The 22,938-nt window shown below is 46.8% G+C and carries 18 protein-coding genes; 17 read left to right on the top strand and 1 reads right to left on the bottom strand.

Annotation, left to right across the window (positions count from 1 at the left end):
• Positions 1-2: 2 nt before the first annotated feature.
• From ACWHYD_RS15080 to ACWHYD_RS15070, 3 genes are all read left to right on the top strand, one after another.
• Positions 3-818 carry an ABC transporter permease gene (locus ACWHYD_RS15080; RefSeq protein WP_447962850.1) on the top strand — a complete coding sequence of 272 codons (816 nt, stop codon included), beginning with the start codon at positions 3-5 and terminating at the stop codon, positions 816-818.
• Complete coding sequence (locus tag ACWHYD_RS15075; protein ID WP_447962849.1) at positions 808-2,160, top strand: ABC transporter ATP-binding protein; 1,353 nt, start codon at positions 808-810, stop codon at positions 2,158-2,160. The genes ACWHYD_RS15080 and ACWHYD_RS15075 overlap by 11 nt, the downstream gene beginning before the upstream one ends.
• Positions 2,161-2,298: 138 nt before the next feature.
• Positions 2,299-5,580 (top strand): glycoside hydrolase family 99-like domain-containing protein, encoded by a 3,282-nt coding sequence (locus ACWHYD_RS15070; RefSeq protein WP_447962848.1) that lies wholly within the window; start codon positions 2,299-2,301, stop codon positions 5,578-5,580.
• 307 nt (positions 5,581-5,887) lie between these two features.
• Here ACWHYD_RS15070 and ACWHYD_RS15065 read toward each other — a convergent pair whose 3' ends face one another.
• A complete protein-coding gene (locus tag ACWHYD_RS15065; RefSeq protein ID WP_447962847.1) occupies positions 5,888-6,877 on the bottom strand; it encodes a radical SAM/SPASM domain-containing protein in 990 nt (329 codons plus the stop codon).
• 1,122 nt (positions 6,878-7,999) lie between these two features.
• Between ACWHYD_RS15065 and ACWHYD_RS15060 the strand changes: the two genes are divergently transcribed.
• The 14 genes from ACWHYD_RS15060 (at position 8,000) to ACWHYD_RS14995 (ending at position 22,934) form a co-directional block, all read left to right on the top strand.
• Positions 8,000-9,370 carry a glycosyltransferase gene (locus ACWHYD_RS15060; RefSeq protein ID WP_447962846.1) on the top strand — a complete coding sequence of 457 codons (1,371 nt, stop codon included), beginning with the start codon at positions 8,000-8,002 and terminating at the stop codon, positions 9,368-9,370.
• Positions 9,371-9,485: 115 nt separating this feature from the next.
• The gene (locus ACWHYD_RS15055) at positions 9,486-10,262 is read left to right on the top strand and encodes a TylF/MycF/NovP-related O-methyltransferase (RefSeq protein ID WP_447962845.1); all 777 of its coding nucleotides are present in this window, start codon (positions 9,486-9,488) and stop codon (positions 10,260-10,262) included.
• A gap of 33 nt (positions 10,263-10,295) precedes the next feature.
• The gene (locus tag ACWHYD_RS15050) at positions 10,296-11,033 is read left to right on the top strand and encodes a methyltransferase domain-containing protein (protein WP_447962844.1); all 738 of its coding nucleotides are present in this window, start codon (positions 10,296-10,298) and stop codon (positions 11,031-11,033) included.
• A 15-nt stretch (positions 11,034-11,048) separates the two neighbouring features.
• Entirely contained in the window at positions 11,049-12,077 is a 1,029-nt protein-coding gene (locus ACWHYD_RS15045; protein ID WP_447962843.1) for a GHMP family kinase ATP-binding protein, read from the top strand.
• Positions 12,078-12,149: 72 nt separating this feature from the next.
• The gene (locus tag ACWHYD_RS15040) at positions 12,150-13,172 is read left to right on the top strand and encodes a hypothetical protein (protein ID WP_447962842.1); all 1,023 of its coding nucleotides are present in this window, start codon (positions 12,150-12,152) and stop codon (positions 13,170-13,172) included.
• A gap of 243 nt (positions 13,173-13,415) precedes the next feature.
• Positions 13,416-14,138 carry a nucleotidyltransferase family protein gene (locus tag ACWHYD_RS15035; protein ID WP_447962841.1) on the top strand — a complete coding sequence of 241 codons (723 nt, stop codon included), beginning with the start codon at positions 13,416-13,418 and terminating at the stop codon, positions 14,136-14,138.
• A 32-nt stretch (positions 14,139-14,170) separates the two neighbouring features.
• On the top strand, positions 14,171-14,974 hold the full coding sequence (locus ACWHYD_RS15030; RefSeq protein WP_447962840.1) for a phytanoyl-CoA dioxygenase family protein: 804 nt from the start codon (positions 14,171-14,173) through the stop codon (positions 14,972-14,974).
• Between the two features lie 122 nt (positions 14,975-15,096).
• Entirely contained in the window at positions 15,097-15,333 is a 237-nt protein-coding gene (locus tag ACWHYD_RS15025; protein ID WP_447965912.1) for a hypothetical protein, read from the top strand.
• The gene (locus ACWHYD_RS15020; RefSeq protein WP_447962839.1) at positions 15,333-16,733 is read left to right on the top strand and encodes a class I SAM-dependent methyltransferase; all 1,401 of its coding nucleotides are present in this window, start codon (positions 15,333-15,335) and stop codon (positions 16,731-16,733) included. Before ACWHYD_RS15025 ends, ACWHYD_RS15020 begins: the two co-directional genes overlap by 1 nt.
• A gap of 199 nt (positions 16,734-16,932) precedes the next feature.
• Positions 16,933-19,512, top strand: coding sequence for a sulfatase-like hydrolase/transferase (locus ACWHYD_RS15015; RefSeq protein WP_447962838.1), 2,580 nt, complete (start codon positions 16,933-16,935; stop codon positions 19,510-19,512).
• A 403-nt stretch (positions 19,513-19,915) separates the two neighbouring features.
• The gene (locus ACWHYD_RS15010; protein ID WP_447962837.1) at positions 19,916-20,218 is read left to right on the top strand and encodes a hypothetical protein; all 303 of its coding nucleotides are present in this window, start codon (positions 19,916-19,918) and stop codon (positions 20,216-20,218) included.
• 68 nt (positions 20,219-20,286) lie between these two features.
• Positions 20,287-20,691, top strand: a complete 405-nt coding sequence (locus tag ACWHYD_RS15005) for a hypothetical protein (RefSeq protein ID WP_447962836.1) — start codon at positions 20,287-20,289, stop codon at positions 20,689-20,691.
• 223 nt (positions 20,692-20,914) lie between these two features.
• A complete protein-coding gene (locus tag ACWHYD_RS15000; RefSeq protein ID WP_447962835.1) occupies positions 20,915-21,814 on the top strand; it encodes a glycosyltransferase family 2 protein in 900 nt (299 codons plus the stop codon).
• A 49-nt stretch (positions 21,815-21,863) separates the two neighbouring features.
• Positions 21,864-22,934: a glycosyltransferase gene (locus ACWHYD_RS14995; protein WP_447962834.1), complete on the top strand. Its 1,071-nt coding sequence runs from the start codon at positions 21,864-21,866 to the stop codon at positions 22,932-22,934.
• Positions 22,935-22,938 lie beyond the last annotated feature (4 nt).

Here is a 22,938-nt window from a genome sequence, read left to right as displayed (position 1 = left end):
CGATGAATAATGCGTATAATCCCTTTTCGCCATTGATCTGTGCCTGGGAGCACAGAACTTTGATTGCTCGTCTTGCCAAGCGAGAGATCGATGCGCGTTATCGAGGGTCGATGCTTGGGGTCATCTGGGCCTTTGTTGTCCCGATTTTGATGCTGGGGGTGTATACGTTTGTTTTTTCTGTGGTGTTTCGAATTCGATGGGAGGTGCCCATGGAGGAAAATGGCGCCTTTGCTCTGTTATTATTTTCTGGGTTGATTATTTTTAATTTATTTTCCGAATGCGTCACCCGTGCTCCGGGTCTTATGCTCGAAAATGTATCATATATTAAAAAGGTAGTGTTTCCTCTGGAAATAATGCCTTGGGTGTCAATGCAGGTGGCACTGTTTAACGCCGCCGTGAGTCTTTTGATTTTGTTGTTTTTTTACCTCGTAGTCCATGGCCTTCCACCAGTAACGGTATTACTGTTGCCGGTCGTACTCTTTCCGTTTGTGTTGTTGATTGTAGGGTTGGGCTGGTTTCTGGCCTCAGTGGGGGTTTTTCTTCGTGATGTCCAACCTTTGGTCGGGGTGATGGTGACGATGATGATGTTTCTCAGTCCTATTTTTTATCCGCTGTCTGCTATTCCTGAAGCCTATCGAGGGTTGATTCAGCTCAATCCATTGACACCTGTTCTGAATGCGTCGAAATCAGTCATATTTTGGGGACAAATGCCGGAATGGTTAGACTGGTTCCTGTATATGGTTGTGTTTTGGATGGTGGGTTGGTTGGGTTATGCATGGTTCCAAAAAACGCGAAAAGGATTTGCTGATGTCGTCTGAACTGGCTATACGCGTTCAAGGACTTGGAAAGGCCTATCAGATCTTTCGAAAGCCTGAAGATCGGTTGAAGCAGATGTTATGGAGAGGGCACCGACAGTTCTATGAAGAGTTTTGGGGTCTCCAGGGTGTGGATCTGAGCGTGTATCGAGGAGAAACGGTCGGGATTATTGGTCGAAATGGATCCGGGAAGTCGACGTTTTTACAAATGGTGTGCGGCACACTCTCGCCGACCTGTGGCGATTTGACTGTGAAGGGCCGAGTCGCGGCGCTGCTGGAATTGGGATCGAGTTTTAATCCTGAATTTACCGGGAAAGAAAATGTGTATTTGGCTGCCTCCATTCTTGGCCTAACCAGTGAGCAGATCGATTCCCGGTATGAATCCATAACGGAATTTGCCGCCATTGGAGATTTCATTAATCATCCGGTTAAAATTTTTTCGAGTGGAATGTATGCGCGGTTGGCCTTTTCCCTTGTCGCTCATGTGGATGCCGATATTCTGATTATCGATGAAATCCTTGCCGTGGGTGATGCCGCCTTTACTCAAAAATGTATGCGTTTCCTTCATCAATTTCGGGAAAAAGGCACGCTCCTGTTTGTCTCCCATGATACGGCTTCGGTGACCAATCTTTGCAACCGGGTTGTTTGGCTTGATAATGGGGCCGTCAGGGAAATTGGTCCCGCAAAAGAGGTCTGTCATAATTTCCTTGCTGCCCTGTATCACGAGCAGGAAAATGCCAATACCTTTCGTATTGGTGGAAGCCGCAAAGCTCCAACGGATTTAGCCATGCCGGTAAAAGATCCACGGAGTGAAATGTTAAAGAACTCTTCACATCGAAATGAGTTGGAGATTTTCGATTTCGATCCAAATGCTCCATGGTTTGGTGAACGCGGAGCCAGTATTTGCGAAGTGGCGCTTTCCGATCAACATGGCTCTCTCCTGACAACGCTAGATGGCGGAGAGGAAGTCACGTTGACCATCCGGTGTGTGTCGGAACGACCTTTAGCGCGACCCATCCTTGGGTTTTACGTGAAAGATCGACTAGGCCAGTATTTGTTTGGCGACAATACGTTTCTGATGTATCGTGAAGTTGACCGCTCCATTGAGAAGGGGCAACGATTTCACGCGATGTTTCGTTTCCAGCTTCCATATCTCCCAACCGGTGATTATTCGGTGATTGCGGCGATAGCTGAGGGGACACCAGAGAATCACGCTCTTCATCATTGGATCGATGATGCCCTGTTTTTTCGAGTTCATTCAAGCCACGTCCTACGAGGGCTTATTGGCATTCCGATGTTGGCGATTGAATTTGAATCTTCGGTGATGCCCTTGGCCCCGTCCTGAGAACTCAGGGATACACGGTCAGGCTCTAAGTGTTCTATGTTGTTCCTGTCCGGCCGGAATGAGGCTTTGGGGGGATGGGGGTGAAGGTGCTAATTTAACCCTGGCTTGGTGGTGATCAATGATAGATAGAGCCAAATCATGAAAAAGATTGAGGAACAAGTCTCCTCCGGGAGGATGCCATCGTTACCCGACGCAGATCAGGAAAGGGAGGTCATTGAATCCGATTCAATCTCTCTCTCCTCCACTGAAACAAAGCAGGACATTATGGCCGATGTGACAGAACCACCAAATCTTCCGTGGACAGGCGAACGCTATGTTCCGGGAGTCATTGGAGATATTGAGCTAGAGCATTTGCATCGCTATTACCTTGCCCGTGAATTGGCGGTGGGAAAGGATGTGCTCGATATCGCATGTGGGGAGGGGTATGGTTCAGCGGTATTAGCTGAGGTTGCCCGGAATGTCGTGGGCGTTGATGTTTCGGAGGAGGTCATACGGTATGCAGCTGAACGCTATCAGCGTTCGAATGTCCAGTTTAAACATGGTGCATGTGATCACATTCCCCTCCCTGATGCCAGCATGGACCTTATTGTGAGTTTTGAAACGCTTGAACATCATGATGTGCATCATGAAATGATGCGAGAGTTTGTTCGAGTTCTACGCCCGGACGGGCTGGTTCTCATTTCCAGCCCGGATAAGGCTGAATATTCCGATAAGCCACAGTTCGTCAATTCCTTTCATGTGAAGGAACTCTATTTCGAAGAGTTCCAAGAACTGTTGTTGAATTATTTCGGGCATGCGCAGTTTTATGGCCAGCGAGTGCGATATGGGTCATGTATTGGTCCGCTTCATAACGCTTCAACGCCGCCGGCAAACTTTCGATTATCCCAAGGGCGAGCCCATAAGTTTTTGAGTATTCCTGAGCCTGTCTATTTCGTGGCCATCGTCGGGAACGGAGAGTTACCCGTCCTTCCTTCTGGGATATTTGTTCCGGAAGTTCCAGAGTATTGGCATCAACACCTGGCGTTGCAGGCTGGCATTGAAGAACGCGATCAACAGCTTAGCCATCTTCAAAGTCAGTTGTTGAGTGCCACGGCTGAACATGCACGTGTCCTTGAGGAACGGGATCAGCGCCTTAACAACCTGTATGCCCGACTGCTGACGAAAGAGGAAGAATTACGTTGCATACATTCCTCCTTGCTATGGCGAAACATCAGCAAAGTAAGGATTTTGAGAGAACGGCTTTGTCCTGAGGGCTCACGCCGTGGCCGGGCCTGTGCCAGTTTTGTGCATTGGTTAAAGGGGTCAGGTGGTTCTGGCAATTCTAATGTGAAATCAAACGGTGGGTCACTTGATCGAATACTCGTGGTTGCAAAATCGATGGTGCCCGTTTCTTCTCACCGAAAACACCAATTGGTGGCGTTTGTCTTTTCACGGTTTGGCTCCTTTTTCCAACAGACGGCGAGTTATCGGCGGTGGAAGGACACGCAATTGCCTGCGCTTAAGGAGTCTGGAAATCTGGATTGCCTTACTCAGGGCCCTCCTCGCAAGATGCCTTCTCTCATTCAGCTTGGGCCGGGTGGGGTGACAGCGCTCGTCCAGTCATTCAATTTCACTGATGTGAATCAGCCTTTGGTGTCCATTGTGATCCCTGTCTATAACCACTTGGAATACACCGTCTGTTGTTTGGCTTCTATTTTGAAACATGTGCCTCAGTGTAGTTTTGAGGTGATCGTCGTTGACGATGGATCTCAGGATGAGACTTCAAATATTCTCTCAACCATAGATAATATCCGTTATTGTCGGAATGAGGACAACGTTGGGTTTCTGCGTTCGTGCAATACAGGCGCGTCATTGGCCAGAGGCCAATATCTGCTGTTTCTGAATAATGATACACAGGTGCTTGAGGGATGGTTGGATGAATTAGTAAACACGTTTCAAGAACAATCGGATGTTGGCCTTGTGGGTTCAAAATTGCTGTATCCAAATGGTGTGCTTCAGGAGGCCGGGGCCATTATTAAGCCAGATGGTTCAGCAGAACTTGTGGGGTTGAATGGTGACCCGGACAGGCCTGAATATAATGTGGTGCGGGAGGTCGATTATTGCTCCGGGGCTAGTGTGCTCATAGAGGCCGAGGTGTTTAAGGCCTTGGGTGGATTCGATGATATTTATGCGCCCTGTTATTGTGAAGATTCCGATTTAGCCTTTAGGGTTAGAAAGGAGGGGAAGCGGGTCTTCTATCAACCGCGTTCCGTAGTCATTCACCATCTCAGTGTCAGTACCAATGATTCCAGACACGAAAAAACGCCTCTGGTGGCTCGCAATGTCAATACCTTTGTTCAACGGTGGAGCGATGAGCTGAAGAAGTTAAATGAGGTTCGTGCGATCGCTTTTTTTCTCCCACAATATCATCCCATTCCTGAAAATGATCTGTGGTGGGGAAAAGGTTTTACGGAATGGACGAATGTGACGAAAGCGCGACCGAATTTCAAAGGTCATTATCAACCCCATCTGCCAGCGGACTTGGGATTTTATGATTTACGTATGCCTGAGGTACGCGAAGAGCAGGCGCGTTTGGCTCGTCAGTATGGCATTTCAGCCTTCTGCTATTACTACTATTGGTTTGCCGGAAAGAAGCTCCTGAATCGCCCCCTCGACGAAGTGTTGCAATCCGGTGCTCCGGACTTTCCGTTCTGCCTCTGTTGGGCCAATGAGAACTGGACGAGGCGATGGGATGGGTGTGAAGAGGATATTCTCATCGCACAGAGTCATACCGAGGCGGATCATGCGGGCTTTATTGCAGAGATTGCCCCTGCATTGCTGGATCCACGATATGTCAGGATTCATGGAAAACCCCTCTTGATCGTGTATCGGCTCGGCCAGCTCCCAGATCCCAGACGTACGGCAGATCTGTGGCGGGAATTCTGTGTGAATGCGGGGATTGGGGAAATTTACTTAGCCTATGTACAGAGCTTTGAACGTATGACGATGGGAGACGATCCAAGTCTCTATGGGTTTGATGCGGCTATTGAATTTCCCCCTCATCGGTATCCGGTGCAAGCTGAGTTTCCACAACCCCTAATTAATCAAGATTATCAGGGTGTATTGTTTGACTATGGTCAGACATCCGAAAACTTTATACGAAGAACTTGGCCATCCTACAAACTCTTTAAGGGCGTGATGCCTTCGTGGGACAATACCGCGCGTCGGCAGGATGTCTCTCATGTCTTTGTGGGTGCAACTCCTGAACGATATGAATACTGGTTGCGACGGGTCGTTGAACAAACACGTCGGCTTCACTTTGGAGATGAACGGATAGTCTTTATTAATGCGTGGAACGAATGGGCCGAAGGTAATCACTTAGAGCCTGATCGGGAATTTGGTCATCAATATCTGGTGGCCACCAAAAATGCTCTCGGATAAACTACTATTCACATTTTTTATCCGAAAAACTGTACATGTTTAATTGGTTTCATGGAAAACGCAAAATCCCCATTACATGGAACAGATATAGCCATATCAACTCGAGGTTGAGTGGGTTGCTTTCTCAATCTGAGATGCGTGGAAGCTTTATGGCTAAAAGCCTTCGAAGAAAGTTATGCAGAATGTTTGACTGACCATCTTTGTTTTTAGGAAGGCTTTGTTTGTGAGTATTTTTTTTAAGACCTTATCGTCATGAACAAGGCGTTATAGGCCTTGTTCTTTCCCTCGGATATGCGAACAAAGGAGCTTATGATTGCTTTATTCGTTCTTGAAGAATTCCCTTGGTTGGGGCAGGAATGATTTGTATTAATTTATCTAGAACGGATTTCCTTGCCAGATCTGGAGTTTCCTTAAATCTATTCGCAAAAGACTTTTTCAATGTCTCCTGTTCTTTGAAAGTTGCTGGTCTTCGTTCCCAGGCGCATGAATTGCACATTGGATGGGTATAACGCCTCAGAAGGATCTCCTCCTTCGACAATTCTAGGTAAGGGCCGATCCTGAGAAAATCGAAATTTCCATAGGCACAACACAGATAGACGTCACCGGCGTGATTAATCGCGATATGCTCGAAAATCAGGGGGCAGACGTGTCCATGGCTTTCATGGGGACGTTCAGCTGAGAAATGTGCCAGGCGGTCACGGACTGCCTCACCCGCTTGATCATCTAATGCCCACTTGATTGGATGGCCTGATGCGGGAAGTACTTCGAAGTTTAGGCCGAGATTGGATGCGTAATCTGAAAGTTTCGTTTCCTGGTCAGCGTTGTAATCGAATTTAAGAAACCTTAGGCTTACCAAAGTCCTGATTGCTCCAGTCCTGAGCAAACGGGAGATAGTTTCAAGATGGTGTTTGACATAGTCGATGTTCCCCCCGACGTGATTAACCTCGTAAACCTCCTGATCAATGCCTGAGACTGAGACGGTTAGGCTATTGGTGTTGACGAGGGTTTCTTCTAAATTATGAATCCTTGGGAGGGACAGTGCGCTAGAGATCCCACAAGGCAGTCCAGCGTCCTTGACGACATTGGTGTATTCATGTAGATTTTTGTTGAGAAATGGCTCTATCCAATTGAATAAATCCACCTGATGAACGTCCCCATCATCCTTGGCCTTTTCAACGATTTGTCGGAACATTGCTAAGGACATTTTCTCGCCTGTGTTTGGGAGTGCTCTTGAACCTCTAACGCATGTGGGACACTTCAAATTACATGCATCTATAGTGTCAACATAAAGCAACATGGTGCACCTCATATTTGGATTTGTGGAAGGCGATGCAACTGAGAGGTTAGCATGGGTGAATCAGTTTAAGATATGATTTTTTTAAATTTTCAGGGCGTTGGAAGGGGGCACGTTGGTCAAGGCATATAATAAAACTGATGTGGACCACTTGGTTAAATGTAAATCCTTGTCTCAAATGCTTGCAGGAAATAATTTTTGGGCTGGCGTAGGAAATTTGAATTTTCTATGCTGGGTTTGTGCGATTTCAGTTCTCAACTCGGCCATTAGCAGTCGAATCGGCTGCTGAAACCCTTGTTTAGGGGGAGTGACTTCCCGGACGGCCGAAGATTTGGTGGGCATTCATCGTTAAATAGGTATTTACTGTTACCATCGTTGACGAATAATCATGGCTTGGCAGATCGAAAGGGTTTGGACGGTTGTAGGAGCCATTGAGCTGGATGAATCCTATTGGTGGTAGACGCGAAGGGAACCGCAGGCAGGGTGCCCGCTTTTGGTATTTTACAACGGGGAGGTAAGGTGTCACCCAATGTCATTTTTGCTGCCACACTCTCAGAATCATTTGTCCATCATCCGGGAGAGGTTGCGCTTAGAATTGCCTATAATGCCCCTTATTGATCCAACAAGGCATTAGATAAATCCGAGTTGAAGCATTCTCGAATGAACCACCGCTGACTCTTTGTGGACACCCCCTCCCAACATTCTATCAAGAACTTTGGGAATTCGGTAAAACGTCATTTGCCTCAATTCAAAGGTATTCTCACACAAGAGTCCTGTTCTGAAAAGAAGGTAAATGGTGGTTTCACGATGGTTCTCCCAAGCAAGTGAAAAAGTCTCTACGTCACTAGGTAAAACTCGCTCATTCATCATGACTCCCTCTGCCAGTCATATATTATTTATTATTGGACTCAAATAACTGTGGATCAAGACAGCCAAAACTAGCACAACTAGGGCGATATTTTGGTAAGGTCTGGCCGGAGGATTCCTGCTTTTTCAAAGTTGGACCCCTTTGCTGTCTAAAAGAAAGTGTGTGAGCCTATGGATATTGGGGGAGCCCCTCTTCATATTCTGTTTTGGACAAACAACAAAGAGTTATTATCAATTGAAATTTGGCTGGCATAATCAATGGGAACTTTTATTGATTTAGTGGATGTGGCAAAACAAGCTATCCGTCATCATGGAGGGGTTTCCATGGTGTTTCGGCGTCTGTGGCAGGTCATCGCCTTTGAGGGTTTCTCTGGGCTCCCCAAAAAAATTAGGCAGTTGCTGGCTAATCGAAAAGCGTTCTCGTCCAGTCACGAATCAGATGGAACGGTGCGAATAGACGCAGCCATCAATTCTGAAGAAATCTTTAGCTCCAGGAGGGCTGTCCTTACTTCTGGAGCCCTATTACTTGGACATCCTTTTGGGGTGCTTGGGATGGGTGAGCATGTTCGATTGTCGGCTTCAGCGTTTTCGGCTGCAGAGGTCCCATTCAGTATTCGTAATATTTATGGAGAATATGGATTGCATCTTGCCGAGATCCATCAGGATTTCCCGTTTCGAGACAAAATTGCCCAAAATGGTTCCTACAGAGCCAATGTCTTTCACATAAATGCAGACGAAATGGTGAATGCGAAAATACACCTAGGCAAGGATATTTTTGCGGATCGATACAATATTGGATATTGGGCATGGGAGTTGAGCCGGTTCCCTCATGCGTGGTGTTCGGCTCTTCAGCTTGTCGATGAGGTGTGGGCTCCGTCACGGTTCATTGAACAGGCGATTGCCGATGCGACCTCTTCACCCGTCATCAGAATGCCACTGGCCGTTGAGTTTCCGGCGCCAAACGGGATGACCAGGGAATCTTTCGGATTGCCCGATGATCGGTTTTTGTTTTTATTCTTTTTCGATTTTACCTCGTATGTCCAACGTAAAAATCCAGAGGGAGCCATTCGGGCATTTTTGCAGGCATTTCCGGATGTGGATGATGAACGGGTGGGTATTGTGATAAAAATGAATGGCATGGACTTACGTCCTCAGGAATACCAGGCATTTATTCAATCAATTGATTGTGAGGATCCTCGAATTATTTTGATGGATAGGGTGTTGACTGACCGGGAAACGAAGTCTCTGGTAAACCTGTGCGATTGTTTTTTGTCACTGCATCGGTCAGAAGGTTTTGGGCGGGGGTTGGCGGAAGCCATGTATCTGGGAAAACCGGTAATTGCGACCGGATATTCGGGGAATCTTGATTTTACGAACGCGTCCAATTCGTGTCTCGTCGATTATCGGCTTATTCCGGTCAGGGAACATGAATATCCTTTTGCAGAGGGTCAGAAATGGGCTGATCCTGACATTGAGCATGCTGTGTGGTTTATGAAGCGAATCGTCAAGGATACGCATTATGCCAATACAATTGGCATGCATGCGGCAGATTTCATTAAAACCAACCATAGCTTACGGGCGGTGGGTGCAAAGTATCGAGGAAGGCTTGCGGCTTTAAACTTAATTTAAGAGTTGTGAAGTGAAATACGATCCCCTTTTTGGATAAATGGATCTTGATAGGCCCGGTTCTCAAGCGGTGCTGTATAAGGACTTTGATTGTGTGTAACACAGGGATGCCAGTGAAATGAAGCCTGACCTGAGTGAAGTGGAAATGGTCTTTAGTTTATTAGTTCCCCCTTTCGGAGGAGACTACCCCATCCGGAAGTCCCGGAATGTTCGCGATGGCTATGCCAGAGGATGGGGATTGCAATGCGGCCAGTTGCGCGAGTTAGTGCGGAAGGATGCGTTATATCAAGAAGCCTGCAGGCTGGCTGCTGGTCGCACGGTGGTCTCTGAAGATAACCGGATGAATCTTTTTTTGATTCTGAAGTATTTCCTTCCCTATATCCCTTTTGGGCACATTGTCGAATTCGGATCGTATAAGGGGGGGAACGCGCTGTTTATGGCTTATGTCGTCGATCAACTGTATCCTGGCAGAAAAGTTTACGCTTTGGATACCTTTGCAGGGATGCCGGCCACCGAACCGGCTATCGATGCCCATGGAGCGGGAGATTTTCAAGACGTCGATTTGGATGAGTTGCGAGAATTTGCCGAGCGAGAGGGTGTGAGAAATGTGGAGTTTATCAAAGGGTTATTTCAGGAAACCGGTCCCTCTGTTGTTGACAGGGTTGGAAGCATTGTCTTGGCGCATATCGATTGCGATATTTATTCGGCGGTGGCCTTTTCGTATGATCTTGTAAAGAGCTACATGGTTCAAGGTGGATATGTGGTGTTTGATGATGCGACCACCTCCAGTTGTTTAGGTGCAACCGAAGTAGTGGAAGAATTGGTGATTCGTCGCGACGGTCTGCATAGTGAGCAAATTTTCCCGCAGTTTGTCTTTCGGTTCCCTGGAGTTTGATAACCATTTTTCACATTATGAGTCACCCAGATTATGAAGGAATGTAGTAAGTCGATTGCCCGGCGCTTATCCGAGCCAAACTTCATAAACCGATTTTTCGTTGGTAAGGGCCTGGATATTGGTGGGCACCCTGATCCGTTGGGGTTATATCAGGAATTGTTCTGTCGGATGGAAAATGTGAAGACGTGGGACCTGGTTGATGGAAACGCGCAGTTTCTGGAGGGGGTGTCGGATGAGACATTCGACTTTGTCCATAGCAGTCATTGCCTGGAACATCTGCAGGATCCGATAGTAGGACTTAGAAATTGGTTTAGGGTGTTGCGACCAGGTGGCCATCTCGTGATTACCGTCCCGGATGAAGATTTATATGAACAGGGTCAGTTTCCGAGCACATTTAATGCGGATCATAAATGGACATTTACCATTTTCAAGATGCAGTCATGGAGTGAACAGTCTCTGAATGTCCTGGATTTGGTGCGTGGTCTTGGTTCTGCTGCCGAGCCGGTCAAAATTGAACAGCTTGTGTCGACCTATCGGTTTAATCTTCCCAGATACGATCAGACGTTGAGCTCGGTCGGGGAATGCGGGATCGAAATTGTCATTCGTAAGCGTCCCGTTGCGGAAGTGAATGCCGGTGGGCGTTGGGGGCGGCCCACAGACCAACCTCGAGAAGAAGTCCGGATTCATTGGAATCAGTACCGTGACGATCTTCAAACGCTTAAACATGTCAATCGGGAAAAACCACCGTTTCACAATGACCAGCCGCTCTGATATCTGGAGGGATCGATGATCATTCGCGCGCGTGCGCCTCTTCGGCTAGGTCTGGCAGGGGGAGGGACAGATGTATCGCCCTATTGTGATTTGTATGGCGGATGTGTGCTCAATGCCACGATTGATCGATATGCCTATGCTGTCTTGGAGGTGTTGACGGGCAATAAGGTGCAGTTTTGTTCTGCTGATCGCCAGCATTTTAGTGAATATCAGTTGGGAGAAACCATTCCATACAATGGATGCGTCGATTTACATCGAGCCGTCTATCTGTGCATGGTTGAGCAGTTTAATGAAGGACGCCCGTTGCCTGTGAAAGTTACCACGTACTGTGATGCCCCTGTGGGGTCTGGGCTTGGATCCTCTTCGACGCTGGTCGTGGCGATGCTCAAGGCCTTTGTGGAATTGCTGAATGTACCGATTGACGACTACGCATTGGCTCATCTGGCATTTAAAGTTGAGCGAGTAGATTGTGGGTTGCAAGGTGGGAGGCAGGATCAATACGCCGCGACATTTGGGGGGGTTAACTTTATTGAGTTTTATGCGGACGATCGGGTAATCGTCAATCCGTTGCGCATCAAAAACTGGATCATCTGTGAGTTGGAGGCCTCATTAGTGCTTTTTTTTACTGGTGTGTCACGATCTTCCGAAAAGATCATTGCCGATCAACGTACAAATGTCGAGGCTGGCACGGTCTTGGCACTTTCTGCCATGCATGCTATGAAGCGTGAAGCCTGTGCGATGAAGGAATGTCTGTTGAAAGGCGATTTCACTGGATTGGTTGAGTCCATGCGTGAGGGATGGGACAGCAAGAAGCGATCAGCCAAGAGTGTGTCCAACGCACATCTCGATGAAATCTATGAAGCGGCTATCAAAGCAGGAGCCTTGGCCGGCAAGGTGTCCGGGGCTGGCGGGGGAGGGTTTATGATGTTTTTTGTCGCGCCGGAAAAACGAATGGATGTAATTTTTGCGTTGAAAAAATTCTCGGGCCAGGTCAGTAACTGTCATTTTACCAAATACGGGATGCAAGGTTGGAAGATAGATTAAATCGAATCGTGTAGAAGAAGTCAGACCGTGTTTGATTTCTTCTGAACCGTTGTCTTGAAAGAGGTCCCTTGCATGTTCTCTGATCGTATGCGGAAACTGGCTTATGGCTCCGGCCTGCTCGGCCTCTATCATCGCCTTCGAAATCAACGCACGCTGACCGTGGTTATGTTCCATCGTGTGCTAGAGATTTCCGATCCGCGATGGCATTCCTGCGATCCGGAATATACGCTTGAAGTGGGTTTATTCGAATGTTGTCTTGCTTTCTTCAGGCGGCATTATAACATTGTATCGGTCGATGACGTCATCGCGGCTCGCAGGGGTGCTAGAGCATTGCCGCCACGCGCCTTGCTAATTACCTTTGACGATGGCTGGTCGGATAACGTCGATTTCGCCTTGCCCCGCTTACGTGCTGCATCTATGCCTGGCCTGCTGTTCGTGGTTGCCGATGTGATAGGTCGTCGGCTGCCCTTTTACCAGGAACGCCTTGTGGGTGGCTGGCGCCTTGGCAGAATCATTGCGGGAAAATTGCTGGCTGCGACAGGCAGCGCACAACTGTTGCGTGGGAATACCCTCGTGGACTTACGCCTTGCCATTGCGGTCCTCGAAAAACTGGATGATAACGCACGCGAACGGGTCCTCTCAGCATTTGCAGATGAAACTGATGACGGCCTGAGCCACATGGTGGCTAGCGAAGACCTCAGGACACTCGAGTTGGGTGGAATAGCAATTGGTCTGCACGGCAAGACCCATACGCCAATGACCCGCGCCAGTGATCTCGACGCGGAGCTTGGCGGGGCCCGTGGGATTGTTGCTGAACATCTTGAGTCAACCAAGCCACCCGTGACGATGTCATTTCCGCATGGAAGCTACGATCCGGCCATTGTGCAGTGTGCATGCGAGGCCGGGTATGAGCTGGTCTTCACCAGCGACCCGACACTCAATTTACTGGAGTCGCGGCCGGGGTGGTTGCTTGGCCGGGTCGGCTTTGAGCAGTCGGACATCGTCGATCGCCATGGGGCATTCCGTGCCGACAAACTTGCCCTTCTGCTGTTCTGCAAGCCCCAACGAGTACTGGCTACGGACAGCACGGACTAGGCAATAGTACTATTCAGCTTTGTGCGCTGAGGTTGGGTGCCAATTGCTGAAGTGGATAGGTGTCCCTTCATCTGCTATTGGGGGTAAATGGTTGATCATATTAGGTCAATTTTCTACAGGCAGAGATGTTAATTTTTGGGTGTTGTTGCCTTATGCGTCATCAGCTGAATTGTTCGTAAAAAATCCCCTTGTGTCGTCATTGGCTGGTGTTTGGTTTCACGTGTGTAGACAGGAGCGTTTCATTTGGTTCAAATAGGAATCAGAAAAGCCATTGTTCTGGCTGGGGGACGTGGTGAAAGACTTCAGTCTGTCGTTCCGGATCTGCCTAAACCCATGGCACCTGTTGGAGGTCGGCCATTTTTGGAATATATTCTCGATAAAATTGTCGATGCTGGTGTGACCGATGTCATTATATCGGTTGGATACAAGGCCGAGGTCATTCAAGAGCATTTTGGTCGCGCTTACCGCTCACTTCAAATCAGATATTCAAGGGAAAGCTATCCTTTAGGAACCGGAGGAGCGATGGCCTTAGCTCTAAAAGGGGAAGATTCTTCTCCGGCATTGGTCTTCAATGGGGATACGCTTGTTGACATTGATTATTCCGCACTGATGGTCTGGTATGAACAGACCATAGCTCAGGTTGCAATAGTCCTTCGGCAAGTTCCTGATGTGAGCCGGTTTGGTTCCGTCATACTTTTGGGAGAACGAGTCGTTGAATTTCAAGAAAAAGGTCAACAGGGCCCAGGGCTGGTGAACGCAGGTGTGTATGTTGTTCGACCGGAAATATTTTCCCAATATGAATTTGGAAGTGGAGAGCACTTTTCCTTTGAGACAGATATCCTTCAAGCATATTGCCGAGAGCTGCAACCTCGCGCATTCCTCACCAAAGGATACTTTATTGATATCGGCACGCCAGGCGATTATGAACGCGCTCAGAAAGAAGCGGTCTTCAGTCGGTTTAACTGAGCGGCATCGGTTCCGCAACAATGGAGAGTGAGATGGGATACGAGAAAGAGTTCGAACAGTTTTGGGAAAAGGGTTACCTCATTGTTCCAAACCTGTTCGATCAGGAAGAAATGCATATTCTGAAAAATATCATCGTGAATCATGATGGTATGAAGCAGCGGACCGAAGGTCTTGTGCAAAAAATGTCTCAAGGAAAGCGTCCTTCATTTGAAACAATTTTTGTGTGGAATGATACAGCCGGAAATGACGTCTTTGCCAAAGCCACTCGTCGTGCGTCGATTTTCGATCGATTGGGATTTTTCTTCAACGATTCTATCTATGTGTATCATAATAAAATTGCCTTAAAATATCCTGGTATGGTTGGATTTCGCTATCATCAGGATTATGCGTATTGGTATGGAATGGGGAATTTATATCCGGATATGGCTACGGTACTCATTGCCGTTGATCCGATGACCAGGGAAAATGGGTGTTTGAAGATTCTCGAGGGGTCCCACAAGATGGGTAGGATTGACCATGTGTTTCATGATGGAGTGTCCGACAGCGGTGTGTGTCAGGACCGACTCGCCGTGATTGAAACGCGTTTGCCAGAAGTGTTTGTTGAATTGAAACGGGGAGATGTGGTCATGTTTCATTGTAATACCCTGCATGGTTCTAATGATAACCATTCGGCCCATTCCCGAATCGCCTTAATCGGTTGTTATAACACCAAAGCAAATAATCCGTATAAGTCGGCGGGGGGCCATCCCTTTTATCATCCTCAAGAACGAGTATTGGAGAAAATTACCGAACAAGATTCAAGAAGCCTTCCTGATTTTGATTTGCAATTTTCCTGATTTTACTTCAGAGTTGGTACCGAAGGATGACTGACCCGTTACCGATTGACGATAATTGATGTACAAATAAGGATCGAATCTGAAATGAACAGGGAGTTAATAGTCCAGGGAGGTAAAAGCAAATGAGATATTTAGGGAGTTTCCTTGTAGTCAGTATTATTGTCATTGTGTTCGGATTCGAAGGTTTGGCATCAGCTTATCTTGACCCTGGTACCGGAAGCATGGTGTTACAGCTCTTGTTGGGTGGTATCGCCGGTGCCGTGGTGATTCTCAAATTGTATTGGAGGCGATTTGTCGGACTATTTCGTGGAAATGCTCAAGAAGAAACTGAACATCCCTCTTCCGAAGATCAAAAGTAATGGGTGGCGTTCAACCCCTTCCAGGATCTTTCCGGGATCCCAGTGGGAACGTGTATCAGGTTGAGGGGGGTATCTTTAGGACGGTCAATGAATGCTTTTCTCAGGATTTTGATTTTGTCACTTCAACAGGGCTATTCAAGAAACTTGCAGCCGAAGACTTGCTCCTTCCTTTTGAGGTCGTATCTTCAGAAGTTCTGAATCTCTCAGATCCTAAGCCTCGGTATGTGTTGAAAGCTCCCAGGCTCCCATTTATCTCCTATCCGTATGAATGGTCATTTCCGGCTTTGAAGGCCGCTGCCCTCCTTCATTTACGCATCCATTTGCAGGCATTGGAAGTGGGTGCCACGCTCTCCGATGCCTCGGCTTACAATATTCAATTTCAGGGAAATCACCCTGTTTTTATTGATCACCTCTCTTTTAGGCGCTACCAATCCGGTGAAATGTGGGTTGGTCATCGTCAATTTTGCGAACAATTTCTGAATCCTCTGTTACTTCGTGCATTGTTCGGAATATCCCACAACGCCTGGTTTCGAGGGACGCAGGAAGGAATTGGAACTGGAGAAATCCGAAGACTACTGAAGGGGCGACACTACTGGAAGTGGAATGTATTGACCCACGTCGTTTTGCAAGATCTTTTCCAAAAAACCTCCACCAAACGTACTAAAAGCTTGCAGGATCATTCGTTAGCCAAGGCCTCGCTCCCTCTTTCTTCTTTCAAGGCGATGCTGGGAAAAATGTCTCATTGGATTAGCCAATTGAAACCTCTGAATAAGGGAGGAAGTACCTGGGGAGACTACGATAAGACCTGTAGTTATTCTTCAATAGAAACCAAATCTAAAAAACAATTCATTCTTGAATTTGCCCAAAAAGTCCAGCCCTCACTGTTATGGGATTTTGGATGCAATACCGGGGAATATTCGGAAACGGCATTGAATGGCGGGGCCAGGAACGTAATAGGGTTTGACTTTGATCAGGGAGCCTTGGAGGGTAGTTATTATCGAGCCGTCGAGAGGCGTCTCTCCTTTCAGGCTCTCTTTATGGATGCGGCGAATCCGAGTCCAAGCCAAGGGTGGAATGGTCGCGAGCGAGAAGGTCTGCAGTCCAGGGCCTCAGCGGATGCCGTATTAGCACTGGCTCTTGTTCACCATCTGGCTATTGCCAGGAATATCCCTTTGGTCCAGGTCATTAAATGGCTGATCACGCTTGCGCCACAGGGAGTCATTGAATTTGTTCCGAAAAATGATCCTATGGTGCAAGAGTTATTAAGCCTGCGTCAGGATATTTTCCCTGATTACACCGCTGAACATTTTATGGCGCTTCTTACAAAAAAGGCAGTGATCATTAAGAGCGAAACCGTCTCAAAAAGCGGACGGCTGTTGGTGTGGTTTAAACGAATGTAATTCAGAAATCTAATACCTGGTCAAATGTACGTGAAAATTTGAACCATCATGAAAAATCCGAGGTGTCGCTGAAAAACGCCTTGAACTTTTCTGCACGCTTTCCTCAAAGACACTTTTCATCCTCCCCATAAAATCTGTATTTGAGCTTTACCTTTTTCTCTAGGGACCTAAATGACCACTTCGTCAGGTGAGCCAAAAAATGACTGGTAAGCATATTGTCTTGAATGATTTTTTGCATTTGTTTGCTCTCGTTGGCTTTGCCATTGCCCAGCCCCTTTATGATCTTCTTGGACAAAACCCCGAGTTTTTTGTCTCTCATAAAGCCAGTTCTGGGCTTATCATGGGTATGATCTTTGTCCTATCAATGTGTATGCCTTTAGGTCTGGTGCTGCTTGAGCTCGCCGCTTGGGTGGTTGGTGAACGTGTTCGAAATAGCCTGCATCTCATATTTGTCTTTGCCCTGGCGTTTCTCATTGTCCTGCCTCCGGCGCAGCGATTGGTCGATGGGACTGATTTCTTGGTTGTCGGGTTTGCATTGTTAACCGGATTATTCTTTTCGGTCCTTTATGTTCGCTGGCAAGCGATCCGTCTATTCCTTACGGTGCTCTCACCCGTGGTGGTAGCATTTCCGCTTTGGTTTTTAATGTTTACTCCCGCCGGTCGTCTTGTTATGCCTGATGTCACTGAAGCACAGAACGATATTGTGATTACTAACCCGGTCCCGGTTGTCCTGGTGGTGCTGGATGAATTCAACATTACAGCATTATTAGATGCCAAAGGTCTGATTGATCCTGTGCGATTTCCTAACTTTGCGGCCTTGGCTTCGGAAAGCCAGTGGTTTACCAACGCCGCTGCAACGTATGTAGAAACCGCAGTTGCGGTGTCTGCAATTTTGACCGGGCGGAAACCCAGAGCCGATGTTCGACTCAACCCGACGGCAACAGATCATCCTCAAAATCTGTTCACACTATTGGGGGACCATTATCGTCTTAATGTTATTGAGTCGCTGACAAGATTATGTCCTCATGAACGTTGCAAGGAAGAAGAGGGTGCGGATGAATCCTTTCGTGATAAGTCGTTTTTTGCAGATCTGATGGTGATATTTTTACATATCATTTCTCCCAAAAAATTAGCACGACACCTACCACCGCTTCATGCTCAATGGACGGGTTTCGGTGAGAAATTGTTGAAAAAAGGGATTTTCTCTCAGGCTAAGGTTGGTAGCCATTTCGATCCTTCTCCTGGCGGAAATAACTCCAGAGAGACGCGCCTTACCTCTTTCCTTTCCCAGATAAAAGAAAGCTCCAGTCCTGTTCTCCATTTTCTTCATGTGGTTCTTCCTCATACGAAATATGAGTATCTGGTATCGGGGCATCAATATTCCTCCAAAGGAGGACACATTCCTGACGGTTGGATTGATGGACCTGGTTGGGGAGGGAGATGGATTGGAAAAGAGCCGATGATTCTCACCGCGTACCACCAATATCTCCAGCAAATTGGATATGTTGACCAGTTTTTAGGGAAATTGCGCAGTTCACTTGAAAATGCACATCTTTATGATAAGGCTCTTATAATTGTCACAGCCGATCATGGTGTTTCCTTTCAGCGTGGGCTATCCATGCGAGAAGTGCAAAAAGGAAATGAAAGCGATATTCTAAAAGTTCCCATGTTCGTCAAATTGCCTGGGCAACATCAAGGGAGCATCAATGAGCGACTTGTCAGCGGGATTGATGTGTTACCAACTATTGCTGATGTCCTTGACTTCAAGATCCCCCGGGATATAGATGGGCTTTCTATGTTGGATAATGTAACCCCACCAAGGGATGAGATAGATTTTCTCGGAGTTGGATATATCAAAGCCCAGGACCTGAAGGGATTTCCTCGTCTCAATTGGCAGGTGGAATATTTTGGAGAGCACACTTCACTTGATCGGCTTGTGCCAAAGGGGCCGGCTTCAAGCCTGATTGGACGAGACCTTTCCGATTTGGTCATTGGGCATTCGACTTCGCTGCATTATATAAATGAAAATCTTAATCAATTAGATCAGGTGGATCCTGATGGCGCATACCTGCCTGCTCTTTTTAGCGGACAAATTGTCGGAACGAGCCGTCGGGACTTGCCCATTGCTGTTTCGCTTAATGGTCGAATTTGGGCCACCACGGAAACGTCCCAATGGGATGGAAAACTGAATTATTTCTCAGTTTTATTCCCTCCTTCAGCCTTCCAGGCAGGGGAAAATGAAATCAGTGTTTTTTTGATCCAGGAAAATCGTGGGGAATTAGCTCACATATCTTTGTTACATCCAGGTGTTGGGAGTGATGAGCCGTCAATGATCAGTTTGCGCCAAGAAACGTCTGGACAAATGAAACTTGTTTTCCCCGATGAGCGAGAGATCCTGGTCGATGTGGGTAAAACACACCTGACTGGCAATCTGGATCGTGTCACTCTTTCAGGGGGGGCATTTATTATAGAAGGATGGGCTGCTGATCTTGAAAAGAATCAACCGGCTGAAGAGGTATGTATTTTTGCGGGCGGCCAATTAGTGGCTAGAGTGGCACTTGGAATATCGAGGCAGGATGTCGTTGAGGCGCACCAGGAGGAAACTTTATTATACAGCGGATTCAGTATTAAAATCCCCCAGAAAGTGATCAAACTGTATTCGAGTTCGATCAATTTGATTGTTGTTTCACAAAACAACCGGGCACGGGAATTCTCATTTTCCCTCAAACAAACGGATTTTATGCGATCCACGCTTGAGAAAGACATTTTCACGCAATAACCCCAGCCTGTAATGGCATATTCAATCATTTGTCATTGCAAGGCCAAGCTAGAACTCAACCGGAGAAAAATAGATACGTTTTAGTGTGTGAGGAGTAGTTCCAGCTTTTGAATCAGCGTGGTTCCCAAATCCTGGCATTCGAGCCTTTTTAGGATTAAAAGTGAAGTCTCCTGGGGTTGGAATGAGTGGGGCATGTTTTGTGGATTGGTCTGATCTGAGATTTTTGGAAGCTACACGTGCTTTTGTCCGTCTGGTTCTGGAGGAACCAATAGTTTGTTCTTGCTGCAATTGTTATTCGTAAAGCAGGGGCTGGGTGCCGAACCGGTTTCCTAAAAGTATTTCATACGAAAATTATTGGCAGAATTGAAACCTCCCCTTCCGGCTCATTGGCGAGAAGTTAGCCGTGCAATCCTTAAAACGAATGAAACAGAACTCTGTCATTGTTATGGGATCAACCATTATTGCTATTTTTATCATGGAAGCTTTACTACGTGGGATTGGGGTTCCATCTAAACTTAACTCGGGTTGGGGATGGGAAAATTCTGCGGGTAGAAAATTGTCAAAATATGATGCTTTGACAACCAATCAGTTTGGATATCGAGGACAAAACATTAACTATGATGCCGATGACTATGTGGTGCTGCTTGTGGGCGACAGCCAGGTCGAAGCGTATGCAGGTCGGCCGGAACATATGCCTGTCAAGTAGAGTTTTTTAACACGATTTTTGATCTCAATAAGGATATTGGTTATACGGTTAAGTCTGGACAGGATGTCGTGAATAGCAGAAGTCTCTTTTCTGCTTATATGTTAGATCCATCCAATCGAGATGAATATCTTGTTGCGATTACTGAAAGTCTTTTGTGGCATGTAAAAACGGAAGTGAAAAAGAATCATTCGGAATTTCTTGCTTTTTATCCTGTTCGGGAAGATTTTGATAAGCGAGGAATGCAAATGGTGAGATGTGTGGCGGATTTTCAAGGAAATATATTTAGGGTTTCTTTGGACTTTACAAGTCGCTTGCAAGATGTAATCTCTTCTGAAGACTTAGTTGTCTTTGATTTGCTTGGTGGTAACGAAATTGTTGTTTCACCGGAAGATAGGCATTTAAATGATTTCGGAAACGAATTAGTGATGAAGAAACTGTCCTTAACTCTTATGGAGCGTTCGATATTCAATTGATAGGAATGGTTCCCCTCCGGGGCATCAATGCATTTATTTCGATGGGGTTGGATTAGGCATGCAGGCATTTCCGCCAGCGCGCTGACGAAATTCCCTGGTCCAATGCTATATGTAACCCATGGAAAAGGATGTTATCTTTAGTACATGTCCCCCAGGGTGAGTCTGTTAGCAGTCAGCTGTCTAATAGACCGTATCTATGTAACCTAATAGGAAATCTGGATCAATGGAGGGTATTCCGACTACGCAAAAGCTCTGTTCCATCATCATTGTGACCTATAATTCGAGTTCCTGCATCGGTGCCTGTCTGAGTTCCTTACTAAACATTTCCGATATTGAGCTCGTGGTTGTAGATAATGATTCAAAGGATGGTACTGCAGCAAAATTGCAGAAAGAATTTCCACAGATCACTCTTATTGCCCTTCAAAATAATATTGGTTTTGGGCGTGCGTGTAATATCGGGTTGGCGGCTTCGGGTGGCTCCTTTGCCCTATTTTTGAATCCGGACACCATTGCGAATGAAAAGGCCATTCGGACTCTTGTCCAATTTTATGAGAAGCATCCGCGAGTTGGAATTATCGGAGGCCGTCTTGTTGATCCGTGTGGCAAGCCTTTGCAATCAATGGGGGATACGCCTTCTTTGACTGGCCTTGTGCTGGATAAGCCCTTGGCCTGGGTGGCTAAGCGTGTGGGGGCTCAAGGGGTCTTTCGTCGGATATTAGGCCGATGTTCGGCAAAATTTTTAATGCCTCCTGAAGCAGAGCCCGTGGCCTGGGTGTCGGGTGCATTTCTTTGTTGCCGGCGTTCAATCTGGGATACAATTGGCGGCTTTGATGAAAATTTTTTTTTGTATTATGAAGATGTCGATCTGTGCCTCAGGGCCAAGCAGGCTGGTTGGGAGGTGTGGCACGTTCCTGAAGCGGTTGTAGAGCATCAGTCCGGGGCTTCATTTGGAGGCGATCTTTTTAAACAAAAAGAAATTTATTATGCTAATCAATATTATTTTTTTCGGAAACATTTTGGTCGTCCGATCGCATGGGCCTTGTGGATTTTGCAGAGTGTCTATTCTCGATTAGGAATGTACCGTCGCCTTGGAACCGACCGAATTGGTCGTGGGTTGTTATAGTGTTGATGGGGAGAAACACAGAGAGTCTGTATGAGAAATTGGGGCCGTAATGCGGGTTCTCCAAATTGTTGCCGATGGTAAACCAGGGGGAGGCACAACGCATGTGCTTCAGATCCTCAAAGGTTTACGGCATGCCGTCTCTTTTCAACTCATTACGGAAGAACAATCATATTTAATGAAGGAAGCCGGTGCTCTTGGAATTCCCTGCCAGGGGCTTCGTTTTTTTATTAGCCGGCTTAATCTTGCCCTTCCTTTCCAGCTTCGTGCGCTGGTTTTGGCCCTTCAACCTGATCTGGTTCATGTCCATGGTGGGCGTGCGGGGTTTTTCTTTGCGTTATCTCTATTGAAAATCCCGATGGTATATACCGTCCATGGATTTCATTTTATTGAAAAGTCCCCGAGAATTCGCCGGATGGCATTAATGGCGGAACGTTGGAATTTTCGACGTGCTTGCCATTCTATTTTCGTGTCGAAGTATGATGTGACTCTTGCAGAAAATTCTCGATTACTATCAGGTTGTGACAAAAGGGTCGTCATCTATCCTGGTTTTTCTTTGAAAAATCTTCCGAAGGCTCACCCGCGTACGCTCCTACATATTGGGTTTCTTGGACGATTGGAATATCAAAAGGATCCTCTCTTGTTTTTAGAAATGATGGCCTATCTGCCTGAGTATTCGGCCACGATTGTTGGTGATGGGGCGTTGGCTCCGATGATCAAGCAGGAAATTGCCAAGAGGGGTTTATGCGGACGGGTTCACATGGTTGGGGAGTTGTCTCATGGAGAGGCTCTGGAAATTCTCGCTACTTTCAGCGTTGTGGTTTTAACCTCCAGGTGGGAAGGCTTGCCGGTTTTGGTCTTAGAATCTATGGGTATTGGGGTTCCGGTCGTGAGCATGAATGTGAGTGGATTGGAAGAAATCATTCATCACGAGGTAAATGGAATGCTGGTAGAGAAAAGAAGAGGGGAAGATCTTGCGGATAAAGTTAGAATAATTACCCACAATGAGGGTCTCAGGGCTTTCCTCATTAAGAATGCACAAGCGACTATTCACGAGGAATTTTCCATGGACAATATGCTGGGTTCGATCTTGAAAATATATCAAGAAGCATCTGTTGCATAGCGGT

It is taken from the genome of Nitrospira sp. Ecomares 2.1, from assembly GCF_965152585.1.
The sequence above is the reverse complement of the archived record's forward strand: the minus strand, read 5'-3'. Positions and strand labels throughout refer to the sequence as shown.

Coding starts and splice junctions, on each gene's coding strand:
- ACWHYD_RS15080 (WP_447962850.1), top strand. CDS start 3: ATGAATAATGCGTATAATCCCTTTTCGCCATTGATCTGTGCCTGGGAG.
- ACWHYD_RS15075 (WP_447962849.1), top strand. CDS start 808: ATGTCGTCTGAACTGGCTATACGCGTTCAAGGACTTGGAAAGGCCTAT.
- ACWHYD_RS15070 (WP_447962848.1), top strand. CDS start 2,299: ATGAAAAAGATTGAGGAACAAGTCTCCTCCGGGAGGATGCCATCGTTA.
- ACWHYD_RS15065 (WP_447962847.1), bottom strand. CDS start 6,877: ATGTTGCTTTATGTTGACACTATAGATGCATGTAATTTGAAGTGTCCC.
- ACWHYD_RS15060 (WP_447962846.1), top strand. CDS start 8,000: ATGGGAACTTTTATTGATTTAGTGGATGTGGCAAAACAAGCTATCCGT.
- ACWHYD_RS15055 (WP_447962845.1), top strand. CDS start 9,486: ATGAAGCCTGACCTGAGTGAAGTGGAAATGGTCTTTAGTTTATTAGTT.
- ACWHYD_RS15050 (WP_447962844.1), top strand. CDS start 10,296: ATGAAGGAATGTAGTAAGTCGATTGCCCGGCGCTTATCCGAGCCAAAC.
- ACWHYD_RS15045 (WP_447962843.1), top strand. CDS start 11,049: ATGATCATTCGCGCGCGTGCGCCTCTTCGGCTAGGTCTGGCAGGGGGA.
- ACWHYD_RS15040 (WP_447962842.1), top strand. CDS start 12,150: ATGTTCTCTGATCGTATGCGGAAACTGGCTTATGGCTCCGGCCTGCTC.
- ACWHYD_RS15030 (WP_447962840.1), top strand. CDS start 14,171: ATGGGATACGAGAAAGAGTTCGAACAGTTTTGGGAAAAGGGTTACCTC.
- ACWHYD_RS15025 (WP_447965912.1), top strand. CDS start 15,097: ATGAGATATTTAGGGAGTTTCCTTGTAGTCAGTATTATTGTCATTGTG.
- ACWHYD_RS15020 (WP_447962839.1), top strand. CDS start 15,333: ATGGGTGGCGTTCAACCCCTTCCAGGATCTTTCCGGGATCCCAGTGGG.
- ACWHYD_RS15015 (WP_447962838.1), top strand. CDS start 16,933: ATGACTGGTAAGCATATTGTCTTGAATGATTTTTTGCATTTGTTTGCT.
- ACWHYD_RS15000 (WP_447962835.1), top strand. CDS start 20,915: ATGGAGGGTATTCCGACTACGCAAAAGCTCTGTTCCATCATCATTGTG.
- ACWHYD_RS14995 (WP_447962834.1), top strand. CDS start 21,864: ATGCGGGTTCTCCAAATTGTTGCCGATGGTAAACCAGGGGGAGGCACA.